Raw genomic sequence first — 20,330 nt, forward strand, 5'->3', positions numbered from 1 at the left:
TAATAGATCTTATGTGCGGTCGCTTCGTTCTCTACACCACCGATGAGTCCCTCCTCGCCCACGTCGGCGCCCTTCCCGGGGTCACCGAGGTCCATGCGCCGGAGGGTACGCCGGGGCCCAGATACAATATTGCGCCGACCCAGATGGTGCCCGTGGTGCGTCTGGCGCTGCCGGAGGCCCAGCTCGACCCGGCCCGCTGGGGCCTGCTCCCGCACTGGAAGAAGGACGAGACCGGCCCGCCGCTGTTCAACGCCCGCGGTGAGACGGTGGCCACCAAACCGAGCTTCCGGGACGCCTTCAAACATCAGCGCGGGTTGATCCCCATGGACGGTTATTACGAGTGGCATGACGACGGCACCGGTAAACGCCCGTATTTTGTCAGCCTGGGGGAGGGGCGGATCATGTGGGCCGCGGCGCTGTGGGCGACGGGTCTGGACCGGCTCTCCGCGACGATGGTGACCACGGACTCCACGGGGCCCCTGGCCTGGTTGCATGACCGTCTGCCGCGTTTCCTCACCGAGGAGGAGGTGGAGCAGTGGACCACGGGTACCGCTGAGCAGGCCGCGGAGCTGCTCCACCCCACGCCGGTGGATTATGCGGAGCAGATGGTGGTGCGGCCGGTGGATAAGGCGGTGGGCAACACCCGCAACGACTACCCCGAGCTGATCTCGGAGAACTGAGCCCCGGTCAGCCGCGCCAGGTCCTGCGGCGACAGCGCGATGTCCAGGCCGCGGCGGCCCCCGGAGACGTAGACCTCCGGCTGTTTCTCGACGCCTGCGTCAATCACCGTCGCCAACCGCTGCTTCTGCCCCAGCGGGGAGATGCCGCCCGGTACATAACCGGTGACCCGCTGCGCCTTCAGAGGATCGGCCATGGCCACCGATTTCACGCCCAGGGCCGCGGCGGCCTTCTTCAGGTTGAGCTTCCCGGACACCGGCACGCAGCACACCGCCAGGGATCTCCCGGTGTCGACGATGAGGGTCTTGAGGATGAGTCCCGGGTCGACCCCCAGAGCCGCGGCGGCGGCCGCACCGAAATTGCCGGGACCGGCCTCGAAGGTGACGGGGCGGTGGGGGACGGCGGCGTCGATGAGCAGACGGACAGCGGGTGTGGACACTCCACTACAGTGGAACAGAATGCTTCAGGTTTCAAGAAAGGCGCCGATGTCGGACACTGATCTCGCCACCCGCTTCGAGGAGGAGGCCCTGCCCTTGCTCGACCAGCTCTACGGCGGTGCCCTGCGCATGACCCGTAACCCGGCTGACGCCGAGGACCTCGTCCAGGAGACCTATCTCAAGGCATTCAATGCCTTCCACTCCTTCAAACCCGGCACCAACCTCAAGGCCTGGCTGTACCGGATCATGACGAACACCTACATCAACGTCTACCGGAAGCGGCAGCGCCAGCCCATCCAGTCGCCGACCGAGGAGATCAGCGACTACCAGCTCTACACCACCAGTTCCCACGATTCGACGGGTCTGGAATCCGCCGAGGTGGCCGCGCTGAAGAACATGCCCGACGGCAAGATCGCCGACGCCATGAACCAGCTCTCCGAGGACTACCGCATGGTCGTCTACTACGCGGATGTGGAGGACCTGGCGTACAAGGACATCGCCGAGATCATGGGTACACCCATCGGCACGGTGATGAGCCGCCTGCACCGGGGAAGAAAACAGCTGCGGCAGCTGTTGAAAGAGGTGGCACATGAACAGGGGATCGGACTCAACCACCCCGACATGGACATCACGACCCGGGAAGAGAGCAAGAAGTGAAGGAACCCTGCGGCTGCAGCTGCGACGACATCCAGTCCCAGCTCTGCGAACTCGTGGACCCCGGCACCACCCCGGAACAGGCCCGCGAGCTGATCGCATCGATCTCCGACTGCCCCCGGTGTTACGGGCGCCTCCAGTCGGAGCAGGAGATCCGGGCGATGCTGCAGCGTTGCTGCACCGCACAGGTGGAGGCCCCGGCTGAGTTGCGCGAGCGCATCACCATGCAGATCCGGGTGACGCGCTTCCGGGCGTAGCCTGCCCTCTCCGGCGAGGTCGAGATCGCCCCGTCGGGAGGGGCGTCCGCACCGCCATTTTCCGCGCCCTCTCGACGGGGCCCTTTCGGGGAGTTGATCTCGACCCCGGCGGCAGGAAGAGCAAAGGACCGCCCCCGCAAATGCGGGGGCGGTCCTTTTCGCCGTTCTACGATCCTGATTTAGGAGTTCGGGCGCTTGCCGTGGTTTGCGCTCTTCTTGCGGCGGGCACGACGCTTGCTACCACGCTTGCTCATGTGATTCTCCTTGGGTGAGGTGATGGACAGATCCCACCAACTCTAGCGCTCGGGACCGGTGGCGGAAAATTCAGGTGTGTGCTCAGGCAGCAACACGGGTGCGGCCGCGGCCACGGGAGTTGCGGCGCTTGAGTGCGCGGCGCTCGTCCTCGGACAGGCCGCCCCACACGCCGGCGTCCTGGCCGGACTCGAGGGCCCACTTGAGGCACTGGGAGGTGACGGGGCAGCGGTTGCAGACGATCTTGGCCTTGGCGATCTGGGTCAGGGCGGGGCCGGAGTTGCCGACGGGGAAGAAGAGCTCGGGATCCTCGTCGCGGCAGATGGCTTCGTGGCGCCAGTCAGACATGGTTGATTCTCCTTAAATGGCAGTACGTGAAATACGGGCGATCAAATGCGCACCAGATGAGGCCTCTGCTTGAGGGGCCGTCGTTAAAATTGCAGTCGCTACGGTGTCGGGCCGGGACCTGTTGGCCCCTACCTCGGTTCACATTGCGTTAACCCTCTGGTGTCTCAGGGTTAAGTGCCGGTTCATTGCCCGGCTGTTTTTGCTACCTGAGAATAATGACATGTGAACGCGAAGTGCGCTAGAGGTAAACCATCAAATGTGATGGAACTCACCCAATTATATGCTTTGTGAAGGTTGTAAAGTGTTCTGTGTCACTGTTTGGACACTTTTCAACAATGCTCCTGACCTGCGGTAATCTGCGTTTCCCCTGAGGCATGACTCCAGCTGGAACGTCAAATCTGTTTTCGACCGATGCCCCCTGAACAGGGCCCCTGACCCCGGTGTCACCACTGTGTATAGACTCAGGTGCCGTGACCGACGTGAACAGCCGCCCCCAGCCGCCCGCCCAGATCCGATGGGCCGGCATCATCGCCATCGTGCAGTCGGTGATCGCCCTCGCGTTCGCCGCCTTCCTCGTCTTCCGTGACATCACGGGAGCGGAGGAGCATTCACTCGTCTCTGACACCTCCAACATCGGGTGGGTGGGCACGGGCACGGCGATCTTCATGCTCATCATCTTCGGCACCGTGCTGGCTGGCGCGATATCGATGCTGCGCGGGAACAAGTGGGGGCGCGGGCCGATCGTCCTCCTGGAGATCATCCTGCTGGGTGTCGCCTACTTCATGTTCACCGGCGGCGCCTGGCTCTTCGGCGTGTTCACGGCCGTCAGTGCCGCCCTCGCGCTGTACTTCCTCTTCAACCGGAACTCCTTCGAGTGGTCAGAGGCCCGCTACCAGGCCTGACGCAGGCCGACGGTCAGTCCGCCCCGCTTCTCGACGACCGTGTCACCAACCACACCCAACGTCACCATCCCGTCGTGGCCCCCGCGGTCGACCAGGATGGTTTTTTCTGTCCCACCCGTGTCCCAGTTGACCACCGCGATGCCCTCAGCGGTAGGCATGAGCAGCCGGCCGTCGACAGCCACCCCGGTGCCCACGGCGTCCTCCAGGACATGCCGGACCGTGAGGTTGGCCGGGGACAGTAGGTAGAGCCGCTGACCGTCGAAGAAACTCATGTGGTGCGGTAGATCGGCGGTGGCCGGCGCGAAGGGCAGGTCCTGATCAACCCACGGGACCTGCGGCACAGCACGTCGTTCGACCTCCCGGCCGTCCTCCGCGAAAGAGATGAGCTCACCCTGCTGGTACACCGCGGCCCCCTCCTGGCCGATGGCCATGAGACGGGCCCCCGGGTGGTCCAGCTGCACGTCCGCGCTGATCTCCGGGGCGCGGGCCTGCTCCGGGGTGGTGTCCTGGAAACGCAGCCAGGTGCCCTGCTCGTCGGGGCAGACCTCGGTGACCGCCAGCAGGTCGGTACGCGTCAGCGCGGAGGTGATCCGGCAGTCCGGGTGAGGCTGCAACCTGGGTTCCTGGAAGCCCTCGACCTCGCCGTACTCGACGGTGCGGACCATGTCGGAACGCCACAGCTCCAGCCGCTGGCCGGCCGCCGTGCCGACCCGGTCGTTGGAGGTCACCGCCACGACCTCATCGGGTGAGACCGCGCTGCGGGTGGCGTTGTAGGTGCCGGAATCAGCATCGAGGGCCACGACATCACCGCAACCGTTCGGTGCCCGCCAGGTGGTGACCACCCGCCCCCACGCCGCCCCCAGGGAGCACAGGTCAAGGTCCCGGCGGTAGGTCCACACCGTCTCACCCGCCGGGTCGGAGGCGGTGACGGTGCGGTCGGCGTGGGTGACCACGAGTCCGTCGACGATGACGGGGCGGTGGACGCCGGGCAGGGGGGTGTCGGTCAGCGCCCACATCTCGGTGAGGCTGTCCGGGATGGCCGACAGCCCCGGGGCGGCGACGTACTCGGTGGTGGCGGGGGTCAGTTCGGACCCGCGGATGGGGGCGGTGGCCCACACCCCCGCGACCGCCGCGAGCGAGACTGCGGCGATCACCCCGGTGGCGATGAGATCGCCGCGGGTCCGCCGCAGGGGCCGGACCATCAGTGCCGGGGCTTCCGCCGGGGCGGGCGAGGGGAATGGCCCCGCACGGCGGCGGGACCACCGAAGACCCGCCGCGGACGGCCGACGGAGTCCTGGGCCCCCTCGGGGATGGAGAGGGCGTCGAAAAGCTCGGGTGAGGTGGAGAACCACTGCGGCGGCTCCGGGGTGTCCAGGCCGAGCTCGTCGTTGATGACCTTCCACTTCGCCAGCTCGTCGTAACCGACGAGGGTGATCGCCGTACCCGAGTGGCCGGCGCGGCCGGTACGCCCGATGCGGTGGACGTAGGTCATCGGGTCATCCGGCGTCTGGTAGTTGACCACGTGGGTGACGTCGTCGATGTCGATGCCGCGGGCGGCCACGTCGGTGGCCACCAGGATGTCGATCGTGCCGTCCCGGAAGGCCGCCAACGACTTCTCCCGGGCGGGCTGGCCCATGTCACCGTGGACGGAACCCACCGCGAAACCGCGCCCGGCCAGCTCGGTGGCGACCTCGGCGGCGGTGCGCTTCGTGCGGGCGAAGATGATCGTCTTCCCGCGCCCCTGCGCCTGCAGGATCCGGGTGGTCACGGCCGCCTTGTCCATCCGGTGCGCCTGGAAGGTGACCTGCCTGGTCGTGGCGTGGGTCTGGGCGGAACCGACCTCCTCCGCACGGATGTGCACCGGCTGCTTCAGGAAGCTGCGCGCCAGAGTGATGATCGGCCCCGGCATCGTCGCCGAGAACAGCATCGTCTGGTGCTCGTGCTCCAGGGCCCGGAGGAGTTTCTCGATATCGGGCAGGAAACCCAGATCCAGCATCTCATCGGCCTCGTCGAGCACGAGCACCGCCACCCGGTCCAGCCGCAGGTCCCCGCGCTGGTGGAGGTCGAGGACACGGCCCGGGGTGCCGACCACGACGTCGATACCCTCCCGGAGCGCCTCGATCTGCTCCTCATAGGGGCGGCCGCCGTAGATGGTGGTCAGGCGCACAGGGAGTTTTGCGGCGGCCCGGGTGAGATCATCACCGACCTGCACCGCCAGCTCACGGGTGGGGACGATCACGAGGGCGCGCGGCGTGCCGTCGAGTTCCTCCACTTCCGCCGAGTCGAAGACCCGGTCGAGGAGGGGGACACCGAAACCCAGGGTCTTGCCCATGCCCGTGCGGGCCTGACCAATGAGGTCGGTCCCGTCGAGGGCGAGGGGGAGCGTGAGCTCCTGGATCGCGAAGGTCCGGGTGATGCCCTCGGCAGCGAGCGCCTCACAGATTTCCACCGCCACACCGAGTTCGGCGAAGGTCGGGGAATCCGGCTTGGACGGAGTATGTGCAGACACAACATAGATACTATCGGCACCCGTCTATGATGGGGCCCATGGATATCAAGATCGGATTTGTAGAATCCCCGCGTGAGCTCGTGATCACCACCGACACCAACCAGGACGAGGTGGCCGGGCAGGTCACCGAGGCCCTGTCCAACGACGCCGCGACTCTGCAGCTGACCGATGCCAAGGGCGTGAAGTACATCGTCCGGGCCCGCCAGATCGCCTACGTCGAACTCGGAACCACCACCCAGCGTTTCGTCGGTTTCGCCGGCGCCTGACGCCCAGGGGCGCAGGCCCGGCCACCACCCACCCCGTTCCACCGAAAGACCCCATGAGTCCTGGTTCCCGCGTGACCCCCATGGTCCGCTACGCCCGTGAACTGGGGTGGCGCGCCTATGCCATCCCTGTGCTCGTCGTGATCACCGTCTGGGTGCTGATCGACGTGTTCAGCGCACCCGCGCAACAGGACGCCCAGGATCCCGGTGCGGTGAACGTCACCTCGGAGTCGGCCGACCATCCGCAGAACACGGGCCGCCCTGGCCCTGACCCTGCGGATGACCCCGAACAACATCTGGCCCCCGACCAGCTGCCGCCCGGTGGCCCCTACGCCGAACAGGGTGCGGGTACCTACCGGGTGGTGGGGGCCCCCGGCCTGGCGGCCGGCGAGGGTCACGAACGGGTCTTGCGCTATGTCATCGAGGCCGAGGACGGGGTGGACACATCTGGCTCGGGCGGCGATGACGCCCTCGCTGCGATGGTCGACGCCACGCTGGCCAACCCCAAAGGGTGGATCAATGACCCGGCCTTCCGTTTCGAGCACGTCGGACCGGAGGACCACCCGGACATGCGCATCCAGCTGACCAGCGTGGGCACCACCCGGCAGATCTGCGGCGGGGAGGATCTGGCCATGGAGACCAGCTGCCACATCCGCCTCGGCGAGGAGAGCCGGGTCATCATCAACGAGTCCCGCTGGGTACGCGGAGCCGCCCCCTTCGAGGGGGACCTCGGTTCCTACCGCCAGTACCTGGTCAACCACGAGGTCGGCCACGGGCTGGGCTTCGCCGCCCATGAAGCCTGTGGCGGGGAGGGTGAGCTCGCGCCGATCATGATGCAGCAGACCCTCTCCCTCAACAACGCGGAGCTGAATTCCTTCAGCCCCGAGGAGGTCTACCCGGATGAGAACGTCACCTGTGTGTACAACCCGTGGCCGTACCCGCGGCCCGCGGTGCTCTGACCTGGACGGCCGGAACACCTGGAGTGTCCGGGCATGATCCAGGAGACCGTCCCCAACCACGTCGTCAGTGCCTTCCAGGGCGAATCCGGCGTGCCGGAACCCGCCGGCCATGCCTGGGACAACGGCTGGCGGATCGGCCCGGTCGTCTACTCCCGCGCCAGCGGCGTGGCAGCCGGCTGGTCCGCCAAGCTGCGGGGCACCCTGCAGATCGACGGGGTGCGCCTGGCCCGGCCGGTGCGCTCCACCGACGGCCGTTTCATCGTCGCCGGGTGGAAGGCCTCCACCTGGATCGACGGGGAACTCTCGCGCCGGGTGGATGAGACCGTGCTGGTGGCGCTGCGCCTGGCCGATGCCCTGGCAGACAAACAGGAGCCACCGGAACCGGAGCAGGCCGACCCCTTCGTGCTCGCCGACCAACGGGCCTGGGAGGAATCCGCCCCGGAGTACCGGGAGCTCACCGGCCCCGTGCAGGTCGGGCATGCCGACCTGCTGGCCTGCACGCTCTACCACGGCACGCAGGCGCCCGCGGTGACGGAGCTGGTGCCTTTCTCCGCGCCCCGCCCGCACGGCTACACCGCGGCGCTGGTCATCGTGGACGGGCTGATCGCCGGGGCGGTGGATGACGGCATCATCGACCGTTTCCGCCATCTGCCCGACATTGACCAGCTGCTCCTGCGGGCGGTGGCCTACCGCCGGCACATCAATGACCTGCACCCTGCCTCCTCCTCGAACGCCCGTGCCCACATCAGGCGGGTGGAGGATCTGCTCATGTCGCGGGTTGCTGACACAATCTAGGCATGATCACTCCGGCCACTCTTCCACCGATCCCCGAGGTCCGGCTCGTCCCCCGTGACATGCACCTGCCCCAGCGCAGCTGGGGGACGGACCTGCCCGGCACCGGCATCTGGCGGGTGACCGGCCCAGCGGGCTCGGGGGTGACCAGCCTGCTCATCGACACGGTCCTGACACGCATCAACGCCGGCCAGGACCCCACCGGCATCCTCGTCGTCGCCTCATCCAAGGAGACCGGGGCGCGCATCCGCCGGGAGATCACCGGCCGGCTGGCGGGCACGGACTTCGCCTCCGAGGCCCCGCTCGTACGGTCCGTGCACTCCCTGGCTTTCGCCCTGTTGCGCGACGCCTCCGAGGAACCGGTCCGCCTGATCACGGGTGCCGAGCAGGATGCCGTCATCCGCGAACTGCTCACCGGCCACGCGGAGGAGGGCCGCGGCACCTGGCCGGCTGAACACCGCCCGGCGCTCACCTTCGTCGGTTTCGCCCGCCAGCTGCGCGACTTCCTCCTGCGTGCCGCCGAACGCGGACTGTCCCCGGAGCGTCTCGAGGAACTCGGCCACCGCTACGGGCGCCCGATCTGGACCGCCGCCGGGGGGTTCCTGCGGGAGTATGAGCAGACCATGGCCTTGTCCTCCGCCTCCAGCTACACCAGTTACTCGGCTTCCGAGCTGGTGGCCGCCGCCCTGGAGAAGCCGCTGGCCTCCCGCTGGCACACCCTCATCGTCGACGATGCCCAGCACCTTGACCCGACCTCCGCGGAGCTGGTCCGCCGGCTCATTCCCGGCACGGAGCTGGTTGTGGTGGGCGGTGACCCGCAGCAGTCGATCTTCCACTTCCGTGGCGCCTCCCCGAAATTCCTCACCGGACTGCCCGTCGACGGCGAGATCGTCCTGCCCGCCACCCGCCGGAACCCGGAGCGGGAGGTGGTCGTCGTCGATTCGCCGCCGACCCAGAATGCGCTCATCGCCGACCGGATCCGCCGCGCGCATCTGCTCGAGGGGGTGGCCTGGTCCGACATCGCCGTCATCGTCCGTTCCACCGGCCAGCTGGCTGCGGTGCGCCGGGCGCTGCTGGCCGCCGGCGTGCCCGTGCACATCAGCCCGACGGATGTGGTGCTGACCGAGCAGCGCATCGTCTCCAACCTGCTGCTGGGCATCCGCGCGCTCACCGAGGAGCTCAACCCCGCCGAGCTGGAGGACCTGCTGCTCGGTCCCGTGGGCGGCGCCGACCCGGTGACGCTGCGCCGGCTCATCCGCGGGCTGCGGCGTTTCGACCCCACCACCCGCGGCATCGACACCCTGCGCAGCCTGCTGCTGCCCGACGCGGAGATGCCCGACTTCGGGGGCCTGCTCACCGAACGCGAACAGGCCATCCTCGCCCGCATCTGCGGCGTGCTCGGTGCCGGCCGCGCGGCCCTGCCGGGGGGCAGCGTGGAGGAGGTCCTGTGGGCGGTGTGGTCCGCCACGGGCCTGTCCGACCATCTACTCGCCGCCTCCCTGCGCGGTGGCGCCGGTGGTTCCCAGGCTGACCGCGACCTCGACGCCATGATGTCGCTTTTCGACGCCGCCGGCGACTACGCCGAGCGCCGCCCCACCGGCTCCATCCACGGTTTCATCGCCCACATCGCCGAGCAGGAGCTGCCCACCGGTGTGCGTGACCGTCGTTCCGCCACCCCGGAGGCGGTCACCCTGCTCACCGCCCACGGCACCGTCGGTGCCGAGTGGGGGTATGTCGTCCTCGCCGGGGCGCAGGAAGGGGAGTGGCCCTCACTCGGGGAGACCGGTTCACTCTTCGACCAGGAGGAGCTCGTCGAGCTTCTCGACGCCGGTGTCGACCCCGATGCCATCGTCTCCCACACCGCCGACCGGCTGAAGGAGGAGCGCCGCCTCTTCCACGTCGCCGCCACCCGCGCCACCACCCGGCTGCTGGTCACCGCCGTGTACTGTCCGGACGCCGACGAACCCACCGAGCCCTCCCGCTTTGTGGGGGAGTTCGCCACCACCCATGACCTGGAGATCCAGCGTTTCTCCGCGGACCCGGCCGGCGAAGCCGCAGACTACGAACCCCTGCACGTGCGCCTGCTGTCGGTCCCTTCCCTGCTCGCTGAGCTGCGCCGGGTGGTCTGCGACCCGGCCGCGCGTGCCGACGAACGCACCCAGGCCGCCCGCCAACTCGCCCGCCTGGCCGCCGCCGGGGTCCCCGGGGCCGACCCGAGGGACTGGTGGACCACCACCCGGCCGTCGACGATGGAGCAGTTGCCGCAGGCCGAGGCACTCTCACCCTCCCGCATTGAGGGCCTGCTGGCCTGCCCCCTCCAGGAGGTGATCCAGCGGCTGATCACCGAGGAGGACACCCCCGCTGCGCTCACCCGGGGCACCCTCGTCCACGCCTACCTGGAGGCGGTGGGAAGCGGTGTCGACACGCAGCAGGCGAAAGACCTGACCCTGGCCTCCTGGGGGCAGCTGCAGGACAACCCTGCCTGGCGGGTCGCCCTCGAACATGAGTCCGTGGCACGCCTGCTCGACCGCACCAGCCAGTGGCTGGCCCAGTCACGCAGCACCTACACCCAGGTCGGCGTCGAGCTCGACCTGGATGTCCAGGTCGCCGAGGGCGTGCGCATCCGTGGACGCATGGACCGGCTTGAGAAGGACGCCTCCGGCGAGCACTGGGTTGTCGACCTGAAGACCGGCACCACCGTGCCCAGCAAGGACGCCGCCCAGCGGCACATCCAGCTCACCGCCTACCAGCTCGCCCTGCGCAACGGCGTGCTGGACGGTGACCGGATCACCGACCCCGCACCGGGGGAGGAGGGCCTGCCCGTCGGCGGCGGCGTGCTGGTCTATCCCGGCAGCAGCACGAAGACGGCGAGCACCCGGGAACAGACCGCCCACTCCCCGGAGGAACTCGCGGACTTCGCCGCCCGGCTGCCCGGCCTCGTCACCGAGCTGGCCGGCCCGACGCTGACCGCCCGCATAAACGACAACTGCGAACGCTGCGCAGTGCGGACAATCTGTCCGCTCCAGCCCGAAGGAAAGGCCACCACCCGTGTCTGACATCTCACCCCTCCTGCTCTCCCGGGTGCTCGGGCAGGCGCACGGACCCACGGACCAGCAGTCCGCCATCATCGGCGACGCTCCCGGCCCGCTGCTCGTCGTCGCCGGCGCCGGCGCCGGCAAAACCGAGACCATGGCCTCCCGCGTCGTGTGGCTCATGGCCAACGGCTACGCCACCCCGGACCAGATTCTCGGCCTGACCTTCACCCGTAAGGCCGCCCAGGAACTCGGTCGTCGTATCCGGCAGCGGCTGCAGACCCTCGCCGGCACCCCGAAGGTCCGCGACCTCGACCCCAGCGGTCAGCTGGCGGACAAGCTGGTCAACCAGTCGCCAACGGTGTCGACCTACGACTCCTATGCCGGCCAGCTCATCCGCGAATACGGACTGCTTGTCCCCGTCGAACCCACCGCGCGGATCATCACCGATGCCGAGCGCTACGCCATTGCCCACGAGGTGGTGACGAACTACCGCGGGAAGCTGACCGCCACGCAGACCGTGGGGAATGTGACGAAGAACCTCATCGACCTGGTCGACGAGATGAACAACCAGGTGATCACCGCCGAGGAGATCGTCAGCGAGTCCCGCGCACTGGTGGACACCGTCGCCGACCTGCCCAAGGGCAAGGGACAGAGGGACGCCCTGAACAAAACAGTCCAGGGCTGGCTGGACACCCAGGAGACCCGCCTGGAGTACCTGCCCCTGGTCGGAGCCCTCCGGGAGGAACTCGATCACCGTGGCGTGGTCACCTTCAACGAGCAGATGTCCGTCGCCGCGGCACTCGCCCGCGACAACCCTGCTGTCGGCGCCGGACAGCGGCGCCGCTTCCGGGTGATCATGCTGGACGAGTACCAGGACACCTCCCATGCCCAGCGCGTCCTGCTGCGCAGTCTCTTCGCTGCCGAGGACCCCGGCCTGACCGTCACCGCCGTCGGTGACCCCATGCAGTCGATCTACGGCTGGCGCGGCGCTACCGCCGCCAACCTCACCGCCTTCGTCGAGGATTTCCCCGTCGACGACGCCCCGGCCCCCAAACGTGAGCTGACCGTCTCCTGGCGCAACCCCCCGGAGATCCTCACCCTGGCCAACGCCGTGTCCACCGAGGTCCTCGGGCACGGTGCCGACCGGGCCGTCGCTCCCCTCGACCCCCGCCCCGGCGCCCCCGCCGGTGACGTCACCCTCGGCTGGTGGCGGGACCCGGACGACGAGGTCAACTACGTCGCCGACCGCCTCGCCGCCGAGTATCACGCGAAGCAGGAGGCGGGGGAGACCTTCTCCGGGGCGGTGCTCGTGCGCAAGAACAAACACACCGGCCCCATCGCGGAGGCCCTGGCCGCCCGCGGTATCCCCTATGAGGTGGTGGGGCTGAGCGGGCTGCTCAACGAACCCGAGGTCGCCGACATCGTCGCGGTGGCCACCATGCTCATCCGGCCGGGTGACACCACCGCCGCTCTGCGGGTGCTCACCGGCCCGATGGTCGGACTCGGCCTGGCGGACCTGGTGGCCCTGGCCCGCCGCGCCCGCAACCTCTCCGGCCACGGGCAGCGCATCGAGCACCCCGGAGAACCCCTCGAACGGCTGGTGTCCCAGCTGGCGGAACTTACCGCCGACCCGCCCGAGCAGATCAGCGGGCTCACGGACGCTGTCGCCGACCTGGGGGAGCGTTCCCGATATTCGCCGGACGGCGTACGCCGCCTGGAGCGGTTGTCCTCCCGCCTGCGCCGGCTGCGCACCCACAGCCTGGGTAAGTCGCTACCGGACCTCTTTGCGGACATCGAGCAGGTCTTCGGTGTGCGCACCGAGGTCCTGGCCCGCCGCAGTGACACCGGGACCGTGCATCTGGACCGGTTGGCCGGTCACGTCGCCGGCTACTCCGGTGATGCGTTGGGCGGACTGCTCGACTACTTCCGCCTTGCGTCAGACCATGAGAAGGGGCTGGCAGCAGGCGAGGTCACCCAGCGCGGCGACCGCGTGCAGATCCTCACCTCCCACAAGGCCAAGGGCCTGGAGTGGGACATGGTCTGTGTCCTGCACACCGATTCCGGCACCTGGTCGGCGAAGGCCTCCACCTTCCTCAGCAACATCACCAGGGTGCCGGACCCGGATTTCGGAGCGCTGGCCGCGGATGACCGGAAGGAATTCCAGGACCTGGCGGAGGAGTACATCGGCGACCGCCGCGCCGCCGAGGCCGAAGAGGCCACCCGGCTGTTCTACGTGGCCATCACCCGTACCGAGCGGGTCCTGCTGGTGACCGGTTCCGCCCAGTCCACCAGCGCCCGGCCCTATGAGCACCTTGAACGTCTCCGGGATCTGGCCCCCGATACGGTCGTGGCCTGGGAGGACGAGTCTGAGACCACCGAGACGCAGGAGCAGGAGTCACCCCGGGAAGGCAGCTTCCCGGACCTGCACCCTGATCCGGACGCCCTGGCCGGAGCGGAACTCGTCCGGGAGGCAATGATCCGGCTGCCGGAGGCCAGCGCCGGCGAGACCTATGAGTTCTGGGAGGCGGAGACCACGGCGCTCATGGCGGAACACGAGGCGATGCTCGCCCCGGTCGTGGAGGTGGCCCTGCCCGCCGAACTCACCGCCACCGACCTGGTCGCCCTGCGGCAGGACCCCGAGCAGTTCGCCCGCCGCCAGCGCCGCCCCGTGCCCTTCCGTCCGAACCAGTACGCCAAGCGCGGCACCGCCTTCCACCAGTGGCTGGAGGACCGCTTCGGCGCGACTGCCCTGCTGGATGAGGACCAGCTGCCCGGCATCGACGAGGAGGTCGTCGACGCCCACGAACTTGAGCACCTCAAGGAGAAGTTCCTGGAGAGCCCGTGGGCCGACCGCACCCCGGCGCATGTGGAGCAGCCCTTCGAGGTCACCATCGGCGATGCCGTGGTCCGCGGCCGCATGGATGCGGTCTTCCGCGACCCGGACACCCCGGGCGGCTGGCTCATCGTCGACTGGAAGACCGGCCGGCCCCCGAGCGGGCCGGACCGCCGCGCGGCGATCATCCAGCTGGCGGTCTACCGGGAGGCGTGGAGCCGGATCATCGGGGAGGGCTCCGTGCGTGCCGCCTTCCACTACGTCGGCTGGAACGAGACGCTTGAGCCGCGTGACCTGCCGGGACATGATGAACTCGTGGAACTGCTCACGCATGCCACGGCCCCGAGCCAGTAGAGTCTGAAGCCAGACAGGGCGGTACGTCACGGCAGGAAGGAGTCAGGCATGCGCAACCGCATCCGGGAGCGGTTCCGTGGTGACACGGAGCTGAGCCTGCTTCCTGACCATGCGCTGCTGGGGATCATCAACATCCCCGGCGCGGTGGCGGCCAGCCCCTGGTCGCTGATCGGGCGGCGGGTGCTCTACGCCTTCCTGCTGCTGTTCGCCGTGGCCTTCATCGTCTACGTGGACAAGGGCGGTTACAGCGAGGAACTGACGTTCATCGACGCCTTCTACTACTCGGCGGTGTCGCTGTCCACGACCGGCTACGGCGACATCACCCCGGTGACCCAGTCGGCGAGGCTGATCAACATCGTGATCATCACCCCGATCCGGATCAGCTTCGTCATCCTGCTCGTCGGCACGACCCTGTCGGTGCTGACGGAGAACTCCCGGAAGACCCTGCAGATCCAGCGTTGGAGGAAGACCGTGCGCAACCACACCATCGTCATCGGCTACGGCACCAAGGGCCGCTCGGCGGTCTCGGCCCTGCTGGCCGACGGGGTGTCCCCCAACCAGATAGTGGTTGTCGACACCGACAAGTCAGCGCTCTCCCGGGCCGAGAACCAGGGCCTGGTCACCGTCTACGGTTCCGGCACCAAGGCGGACGTGCTCAAGATCGCCGGCGTCACCCGGGCGCGCGCCGTGGTGGTCGCCCCCAACATGGACGACACCGCCGTGCTGGTCACTCTCTCGGTGCGTGAGCTGGCGCCCTCGGCGATGATCGTGGCCAGCGTCCGGGAATCGGAGAACCAGCATCTTCTGGAGCAGTCGGGTGCGGATTCGGTGGTGATCTCGTCGGAGACCGCCGGCCGTCTGCTCGGCCTGGCGACGGTCACTCCGACGGTCGTGGAGATGATGGAGGACCTGCTCAGCCCTGACGAGGGTTTCTCCGTGGCGGAACGGCCCATCGCCGAGGACGAGGTCGGCGCGAACCCCCGCCACCTGGCGGACATCGTGCTCGGACTGGTGCGTTCCGGTGAGCTCTACCGCATCGACTCACCCGAGGCGGAGACCGTCGAACCGGGCGACCGGCTGTTGTACATCCGCCGCGTCACCGGGGAGGAGGTGAGGCGCCCGTGATGAGTTACCTGCCCATCGCTCCGGGCGGACAGGTGCCCGTCACGGCCGCGGGGGAGCTGCTGCTGTTCAGCACCCCGCCGGCCCCTGATGCCGTGCACACAGTCCTCGTCAGTGCGGAGCTGACCGCGGTGAGTGTGGAACGCGAGGTTGTTGCCGCCCTGGCGGAGGCTGCCGGCGGAAGACTCGTCGAGCCCCGCCACTTCGGGGAGGACCGACTCGTGTCCCGGGCTGTGGCGCTGCTGCGGCACCGCGGACAGCTCCTCTACGATCCTGTGGACGGCAGCCCCCTGAGCTTCAGCGAGGACGGGGTGGTGGCCATCGGCGGGGAGGGCCGGCAGATCTTCCCCCGGGTGGACCCGGCGGTCATCGGCCTGGTGGAACTCGCGGGCGAGGAACGCATCCTGCTGGGTCGTGACGCCACCCGCGGACACTTCTTCTCCCTCATCGCAGGCTACGTCGACCCCGGGGAGAACCTCGAGGAGGCCTTCATCCGGGAGGTGCGGGAGGAGACCGGCCGCCGGGTCTCGCAGGTGGCCTACTGGGGCAGCCAACCGTGGGCGGTCACCGGCTCCCTCATGGTCGGCTTCACCTCCGTCACCGAGGACGAGGACGCCGTCAGTGAGACCGACGGGGAGCTGATTGAGACACGCTGGGTCTCCCGCGGGGAGCTGGATCAGCTACCCCTGGCCCGTCCCGGTTCGATCGCGCATGCGATGATCACGGCATGGAGGAACGCCCTGTGATTGACCTGAACGACCTCGATGATGACCAGCGCGTCGCCGCCACCGCCCCCCGGGGCCCGGTGTGCATCCTGGCCGGAGCGGGCACCGGCAAGACCCGTACCATCACCTACCGCATCGCGCACCTCATCGACCAGGGCTTCGTCAGCCCCAACCGCGTGCTGGCCGTGACCTTCACGGCCCGCGCCGCCGGGGAGATGCGCCACCGCCTCGGAATCATGGGGGTGGGCGGGGTGCAGGCCCGCACCTTCCACGCTGCCGCCCGCCGCCAGCTGGCCTATTTCTGGCCCCAGGTCGCCGGCTCCCTGCCCTGGCGGCTGGTGGACAACAAATTTCCGCTCGTCGGCCGCGCCGCCCGTGGAGTGGGTGTGCAGTCCACCACCGAAAACGTCCGCGACCTGCTCGGGGAGATCGAATGGGCCAAGGCCACCTTGATCACCCCGGACCAGTACCCGGCCCGGGTGGCCAACTCCACCCGCACCCCGCCGGTGCCGGCGGAGAAGGTCGCCGAGGTCTACCGCCGCTACGAGGCGGCCAAGACCACCGACGAGGGGATGCTGCTCGACTTCGACGACCTGCTCCTCCACGTCGCCGCCGCCCTGGAGAACGCACCCGGGGTGGCCGATGAGTTCCGCGAACAGTACCGCACCTTCGTCGTCGACGAGTACCAGGACGTCACCCCGCTGCAGCAGCGGGTCCTCGACGCCTGGCTCGGCGACCGCGACGACCTGACCGTCGTCGGCGACGCCAACCAGACGATCTACTCCTTCACCGGAGCAACCCCGGACTTCCTGCTGGACTTCCCCCGGACCTACGACAACGCCACCGTGGTCAAGCTGCAGCGCGACTACCGTTCCACCCCGCAGATCACCGACCTAGCCAACACCGTCATCGGCCGGGCCACCGGACGCGTCGCCGGCACCCGCCTGGAACTGCAGGGCATGCGCCCGCCCGGGCCGGCACCGACCTTCAACGCCTACGACGATGAACCGACGGAGGCCCGGGAGGTCGCCGGCCAGATCCTCAGCCTGCTCGACCACGGGGTGCCGGCCAGTGAGATCGCCGTGCTCTACCGCATCAAAGCCCAGTCCCAGGCCTTCGAACAGGCGCTCGCCGACGCCGGCATCGTCTACCAGGTCCGCGGCGGCGAGGGCTTCTTCAACCGGGCGGAGATCCGCCAGGCCATCAGCGAACTGGTCCGCGTAGCCCAGCGCACCGACCTGCCTGATGATCCGGTCGCCGTCACCCGGGCCGCCCTGGCCCCCTTCGGTCTGACCCCCACCGAGCCGGAGGGCGCGCAGGCCAGGGAGCGCTGGCAGTCACTGTCCGCCCTGGTCGACCTGGTGGAGGAACTCGTCCGCGCCACCCCGGACCTGGATCTGACGGGCGTGCTCCGGGCGCTGCGCCAGCGGGCAGAGTCGAAGCACCCGCCCACCATGGAAGGCGTGACCCTGGCAAGCCTGCACGCAGCCAAGGGCCTGGAATGGGACGCTGTATTCCTCATCGGACTCGTGGAGAACACCCTGCCCATCAGCCACGCCATCAAGGCCGGTGACCATCAGATCGAGGAGGAACGCCGACTGTTCTACGTCGGCATCACCCGCGCCCGCGAACACCTCCACCTCTCCTGGTCCCTGGCCCGGCAGGAGGGCGGCCGAAAATCCCGCACCCGCTCCCGCTTCCTGGACGGCATCGTGCCGGAGCTGGAGATCGAGAAGGTGCCCGCCCGCACGGTCCGCCCGAAACGTTGCCGCGTCTGCGGCGGGGAACTGGACGCTCCCGCCGAGAAGACCATGGGCAGGCACGCGGACTGCCCCTCCGGCGCCGATGGGGAGATCTTCGAGACGCTGCGTGCCTGGCGCGCCGAGGCCGCCCGCGAGGCCGGCGTGCCCGCCTACATCGTCTTCTCCGACGCGACCCTCATGGCCCTCGCCGAGACGCTGCCGGGCAGCCGCACCGAGCTTCTCGACGTTCCCGGCGTCGGCCCCGTCAAGGTCGAACGCTACGGCGTCCAGCTCCTCGGCGTCCTGGCCTCCTTCCGCTGAACCCTCAGCCGTAGGTGAAACACACCGGGCAGCGCGGATGCACCGCCATCGTCTCCCGGTGCACCCCGGCCCAGGGGTCCACGGTGTGCACCGCGCCGGGCAGGAGCACAGGTGGGGCGTGACCCGGTGGGGGAGGAATACCCACCAGCTCCGCGACGAGGACCGCGGCCTGTGCGGCGGTGGCCGCCAGCACCGCCGGGTCGGGGCGGGCGGGACCACCGGGGAGCTGGGTGACCACCCGGTGCCAGAAGACATCCGCGTCGGTGCGGTGCAGGTCGGCGCACAGGGGGCAGGGGCCGTGGGCGTCGATACGCAGGGGGCCGATGACTCCCCGGTGGTCGATCACCGAGCAGCTCACCCACGTCCGGGCGAAACGGGTGAGCATCGGCGCCATTGCCTTCGAGTGGGCGAGCCGGTCCACCACCACGACGGGGACCCCGACCCGGGTGGCCGCGAGGTAGGCGAACTCGGATTCGCCGCGGATGGGGGAGCGGACCGTGATCCCCTTGCCCGCGAGCAGCTCCGTGAGCGTCTGTGCCAGCAGGCCCCGACCCAGGAGGATGATCTCCCGCTCCACGGATGCCACGAGGATGCGGTAGGTGATGAGGTCGTCGAGGAGGCTGGCGGCCGCCTCCCGACCCAGGCCGGCGGCGACGAGGCCGTCGAGAAGCTCATCGCGCGGGCGGGGCCGGCGGGCCGAGAGCAGCGTGGCCATGAGCACCGGCGCACGGGAGGTCTCGATGATGCCCGCACGCGTGGCATCCAGACCGAACTGCAGGGCGTCGTGGCCACGCAGGAAAACATGCGCGCCGGCCGCCAACTCGAACATGGTGCATCCCCCCTGCAGACAGTTGAACACAGATACAATCCCGTGTCATGCCGTCCGAGATAGAGGTCATCCGCTCCCCCCGCCGCCACCGCACCGTGCAGGCCCGCGTAGTGGAGGGGCGGATCGTGGTGCGCATCCCCGCCCGGATGAGCCGGGCCGAGGAGGAGAAGGCCGTCGCCGACATTGTGGCCAGGCTGCGGAAGAAGACGACGTCACAGGCCACCTCGGACGAGGATCTGCTGGCCCGGGCCGAAAAACTAAACCGCGAACACCTCGGTTCACGCGCCACCGTCGGCTCGATCCGCTGGGTGGGCAACCAGCAGAGCCGCTGGGGTTCCTGCACCCCCTCGACCGGGGACATCCGTCTGACTGACCGGTTGCAGCACGTCCCCGACTACGTGCTCGACGCGGTGCTCCTGCACGAACTGGTGCACACCTTCATCCCCGGCCACGGCCCCGAGTTCTGGGAGTACGCTGACCGGGCGCCGAAGGCCGAGCGGGCCAAAGGTTATCTGGAGGCCTACCAGCGCTTCGGCGGGTAGGGCTCAAGCCATGCCGTTGCGGCGGGCGGCCTGGACGGCACGGCCCGCCCCACGGCTCCAGGGGTTGCCGTGCCCGGGCAGGACGTGGCGGGCACCGGTGGCGGCGATCGTGTCCAGGGAGGCCAAGGCCCGGTCTTCATCGGCGGTGGCGGCACCGGCCACCAGCCTGGGACCGCGCAACGCGGTGTAAGGGTCGAGGGTGACCAGTGCGTCCCCCGAGATGACGGCATCCCGCTCGGGCAGATGCAGGGCCACATGACCGTAGGTGTGTCCCGGGGTGGCGATCACCCGGGGCCGGCCCGGCACCTCAAGGCGGGCCTCCACGGTCAGGGACTGCAGCTCGTGGATGCCCCGGGTGAACGGGGCCCCGGCGAGGAGCATGGACAGCAGGCCGGGGAGGGCGCGGGGGTGGCGCAGCGGGTAAGGTGCGATCCTGTTCTCGTGGTCGTACCGGAAGGGGTGGGCCGCCAGCTCCCGTTCGTCAGGATGCGCATGGACCGGCAGGCCCAGTTCTCGGATCAGGCGGCGGGCCATGCCCACGTGGTCGAAATGGGCGTGGGTGAGCACCAGGGCGCGGATGTTCGTCAGCTGGTGGCCCAGGTGGTTGACTGCGTCCACCAGCTCCCGCCAGGTGCCGGGCAGGCCGGCGTCGACGAGGGTGAGACCGTCGTCGTCCTCCAGGAGCCAACAGTTGACGTTGGCGTGCTGGATCAGGTGCACGCCCTCGGCCACATCGGGGAATAACATGGTGACCTCCGGGATTCGGTGTGTCCGCC

20 protein-coding genes are annotated in these 20,330 nt (G+C 69.0%); 13 read left to right on the forward strand and 7 right to left on the reverse strand.

Annotated elements, in window-relative coordinates:
* The first annotated feature begins 11 nt into the window (after positions 1-11).
* Positions 12-680, forward strand: coding sequence for an SOS response-associated peptidase (locus NYP18_RS03240; RefSeq protein WP_259426716.1), 669 nt, complete (start codon positions 12-14; stop codon positions 678-680).
* Here the strand turns inward: NYP18_RS03240 and ybaK are convergent.
* Entirely contained in the window at positions 653-1,117 is a 465-nt protein-coding gene (gene ybaK / locus NYP18_RS03245) for a Cys-tRNA(Pro) deacylase (protein WP_259426717.1), read from the reverse strand. The genes NYP18_RS03240 and ybaK overlap by 28 nt on opposite strands.
* Before the next feature lie 46 nt (positions 1,118-1,163).
* On the opposite strand from ybaK, the gene NYP18_RS03250 reads away from it, so the two are divergent.
* The gene (locus tag NYP18_RS03250) at positions 1,164-1,772 is read left to right on the forward strand and encodes a sigma-70 family RNA polymerase sigma factor (RefSeq protein WP_259426718.1); all 609 of its coding nucleotides are present in this window, start codon (positions 1,164-1,166) and stop codon (positions 1,770-1,772) included.
* Positions 1,769-2,026 (forward strand): anti-sigma factor, encoded by a 258-nt coding sequence (locus NYP18_RS03255; protein WP_259426719.1) that lies wholly within the window; start codon positions 1,769-1,771, stop codon positions 2,024-2,026. The genes NYP18_RS03250 and NYP18_RS03255 overlap by 4 nt, the downstream gene beginning before the upstream one ends.
* A gap of 179 nt (positions 2,027-2,205) precedes the next feature.
* Here NYP18_RS03255 and NYP18_RS15595 read toward each other — a convergent pair whose 3' ends face one another.
* Together NYP18_RS15595 and NYP18_RS03260 are read right to left on the reverse strand one after the other, a co-directional pair.
* The gene (locus NYP18_RS15595) at positions 2,206-2,280 is read right to left on the reverse strand and encodes a 50S ribosomal protein bL37 (protein ID WP_373277303.1); all 75 of its coding nucleotides are present in this window, start codon (positions 2,278-2,280) and stop codon (positions 2,206-2,208) included.
* A gap of 82 nt (positions 2,281-2,362) precedes the next feature.
* The gene (locus tag NYP18_RS03260) at positions 2,363-2,626 is read right to left on the reverse strand and encodes a WhiB family transcriptional regulator (RefSeq protein WP_259426720.1); all 264 of its coding nucleotides are present in this window, start codon (positions 2,624-2,626) and stop codon (positions 2,363-2,365) included.
* Positions 2,627-3,096: 470 nt separating this feature from the next.
* Between NYP18_RS03260 and NYP18_RS03265 the strand changes: the two genes are divergently transcribed.
* Positions 3,097-3,528 (forward strand): hypothetical protein, encoded by a 432-nt coding sequence (locus tag NYP18_RS03265; RefSeq protein WP_259426721.1) that lies wholly within the window; start codon positions 3,097-3,099, stop codon positions 3,526-3,528.
* Here NYP18_RS03265 and NYP18_RS03270 read toward each other — a convergent pair.
* Both NYP18_RS03270 and NYP18_RS03275 read right to left on the reverse strand, forming a co-directional pair.
* Complete coding sequence (locus NYP18_RS03270; protein WP_259426722.1) at positions 3,516-4,730, reverse strand: Rv3212 family protein; 1,215 nt, start codon at positions 4,728-4,730, stop codon at positions 3,516-3,518. The two genes, NYP18_RS03265 and NYP18_RS03270, sit on opposite strands and share 13 nt — an antisense overlap.
* Entirely contained in the window at positions 4,730-6,037 is a 1,308-nt protein-coding gene (locus NYP18_RS03275) for a DEAD/DEAH box helicase (protein WP_259426723.1), read from the reverse strand. Before NYP18_RS03275 ends, NYP18_RS03270 begins: the two co-directional genes overlap by 1 nt.
* Positions 6,038-6,075: 38 nt before the next feature.
* Between NYP18_RS03275 and NYP18_RS03280 the strand changes: the two genes are divergently transcribed.
* The 8 genes from NYP18_RS03280 to NYP18_RS03315 all read left to right on the forward strand — a co-directional run bounded on the left by NYP18_RS03280 (position 6,076) and on the right by NYP18_RS03315 (position 18,183).
* On the forward strand, positions 6,076-6,303 hold the full coding sequence (locus NYP18_RS03280; RefSeq protein ID WP_259426724.1) for a DUF3107 domain-containing protein: 228 nt from the start codon (positions 6,076-6,078) through the stop codon (positions 6,301-6,303).
* An 80-nt stretch (positions 6,304-6,383) separates the two neighbouring features.
* Positions 6,384-7,259 (forward strand): DUF3152 domain-containing protein, encoded by an 876-nt coding sequence (locus NYP18_RS03285; protein WP_259426772.1) that lies wholly within the window; start codon positions 6,384-6,386, stop codon positions 7,257-7,259.
* Positions 7,260-7,295: 36 nt separating this feature from the next.
* Complete coding sequence (locus NYP18_RS03290; RefSeq protein WP_259426773.1) at positions 7,296-8,054, forward strand: TIGR02569 family protein; 759 nt, start codon at positions 7,296-7,298, stop codon at positions 8,052-8,054.
* Positions 8,055-8,056: 2 nt separating this feature from the next.
* Positions 8,057-11,107, forward strand: coding sequence for an ATP-dependent DNA helicase (locus tag NYP18_RS03295; protein WP_259426725.1), 3,051 nt, complete (start codon positions 8,057-8,059; stop codon positions 11,105-11,107).
* The gene (locus NYP18_RS03300) at positions 11,100-14,273 is read left to right on the forward strand and encodes an ATP-dependent helicase (protein WP_259426726.1); all 3,174 of its coding nucleotides are present in this window, start codon (positions 11,100-11,102) and stop codon (positions 14,271-14,273) included. Before NYP18_RS03295 ends, NYP18_RS03300 begins: the two co-directional genes overlap by 8 nt.
* A 48-nt stretch (positions 14,274-14,321) precedes the next feature.
* Positions 14,322-15,398, forward strand: coding sequence for a potassium channel family protein (locus tag NYP18_RS03305; RefSeq protein ID WP_259426727.1), 1,077 nt, complete (start codon positions 14,322-14,324; stop codon positions 15,396-15,398).
* On the forward strand, positions 15,398-16,141 hold the full coding sequence (locus NYP18_RS03310; protein ID WP_259426728.1) for an NAD(+) diphosphatase: 744 nt from the start codon (positions 15,398-15,400) through the stop codon (positions 16,139-16,141). Before NYP18_RS03305 ends, NYP18_RS03310 begins: the two co-directional genes overlap by 1 nt.
* Entirely contained in the window at positions 16,138-18,183 is a 2,046-nt protein-coding gene (locus tag NYP18_RS03315; RefSeq protein WP_369415237.1) for an ATP-dependent DNA helicase UvrD2, read from the forward strand. The genes NYP18_RS03310 and NYP18_RS03315 overlap by 4 nt, the downstream gene beginning before the upstream one ends.
* A 4-nt stretch (positions 18,184-18,187) precedes the next feature.
* Here the strand turns inward: NYP18_RS03315 and NYP18_RS03320 are convergent, their stop codons facing one another.
* Complete coding sequence (locus NYP18_RS03320; protein ID WP_259426730.1) at positions 18,188-19,012, reverse strand: hypothetical protein; 825 nt, start codon at positions 19,010-19,012, stop codon at positions 18,188-18,190.
* Between the two features lie 47 nt (positions 19,013-19,059).
* Between NYP18_RS03320 and NYP18_RS03325 the strand changes: the two genes are divergently transcribed.
* Positions 19,060-19,554 carry a M48 metallopeptidase family protein gene (locus tag NYP18_RS03325; RefSeq protein WP_259426731.1) on the forward strand — a complete coding sequence of 165 codons (495 nt, stop codon included), beginning with the start codon at positions 19,060-19,062 and terminating at the stop codon, positions 19,552-19,554.
* A gap of 3 nt (positions 19,555-19,557) precedes the next feature.
* On the opposite strand, the gene NYP18_RS03330 is transcribed toward NYP18_RS03325, so the two are convergent.
* Positions 19,558-20,301, reverse strand: coding sequence for an MBL fold metallo-hydrolase (locus tag NYP18_RS03330; protein WP_259426732.1), 744 nt, complete (start codon positions 20,299-20,301; stop codon positions 19,558-19,560).
* Positions 20,302-20,330: the final 29 nt, after the last annotated feature.

This window comes from Corynebacterium lemuris, from assembly GCF_024919295.1.
GTDB lineage: Bacteria > Actinomycetota > Actinomycetes > Mycobacteriales > Mycobacteriaceae > Corynebacterium > Corynebacterium lemuris.

Bases quoted from the DNA above. Each gene is read 5' to 3' on its own strand.
- NYP18_RS03240 (WP_259426716.1), top strand. From the start codon at position 12: ATGTGCGGTCGCTTCGTTCTCTACACCACCGATGAGTCCCTCCTCGCC.
- NYP18_RS03250 (WP_259426718.1), top strand. From the start codon at position 1,164: ATGTCGGACACTGATCTCGCCACCCGCTTCGAGGAGGAGGCCCTGCCC.
- NYP18_RS03260 (WP_259426720.1), bottom strand. From the start codon at position 2,626: ATGTCTGACTGGCGCCACGAAGCCATCTGCCGCGACGAGGATCCCGAG.
- NYP18_RS03270 (WP_259426722.1), bottom strand. From the start codon at position 4,730: ATGGTCCGGCCCCTGCGGCGGACCCGCGGCGATCTCATCGCCACCGGG.
- NYP18_RS03280 (WP_259426724.1), top strand. From the start codon at position 6,076: ATGGATATCAAGATCGGATTTGTAGAATCCCCGCGTGAGCTCGTGATC.
- NYP18_RS03285 (WP_259426772.1), top strand. From the start codon at position 6,384: ATGGTCCGCTACGCCCGTGAACTGGGGTGGCGCGCCTATGCCATCCCT.
- NYP18_RS03295 (WP_259426725.1), top strand. From the start codon at position 8,057: ATGATCACTCCGGCCACTCTTCCACCGATCCCCGAGGTCCGGCTCGTC.
- NYP18_RS03305 (WP_259426727.1), top strand. From the start codon at position 14,322: ATGCGCAACCGCATCCGGGAGCGGTTCCGTGGTGACACGGAGCTGAGC.
- NYP18_RS03310 (WP_259426728.1), top strand. From the start codon at position 15,398: ATGAGTTACCTGCCCATCGCTCCGGGCGGACAGGTGCCCGTCACGGCC.
- NYP18_RS03320 (WP_259426730.1), bottom strand. From the start codon at position 19,012: ATGTTCGAGTTGGCGGCCGGCGCGCATGTTTTCCTGCGTGGCCACGAC.
- NYP18_RS03325 (WP_259426731.1), top strand. From the start codon at position 19,060: ATGCCGTCCGAGATAGAGGTCATCCGCTCCCCCCGCCGCCACCGCACC.
- NYP18_RS03330 (WP_259426732.1), bottom strand. From the start codon at position 20,301: ATGTTATTCCCCGATGTGGCCGAGGGCGTGCACCTGATCCAGCACGCC.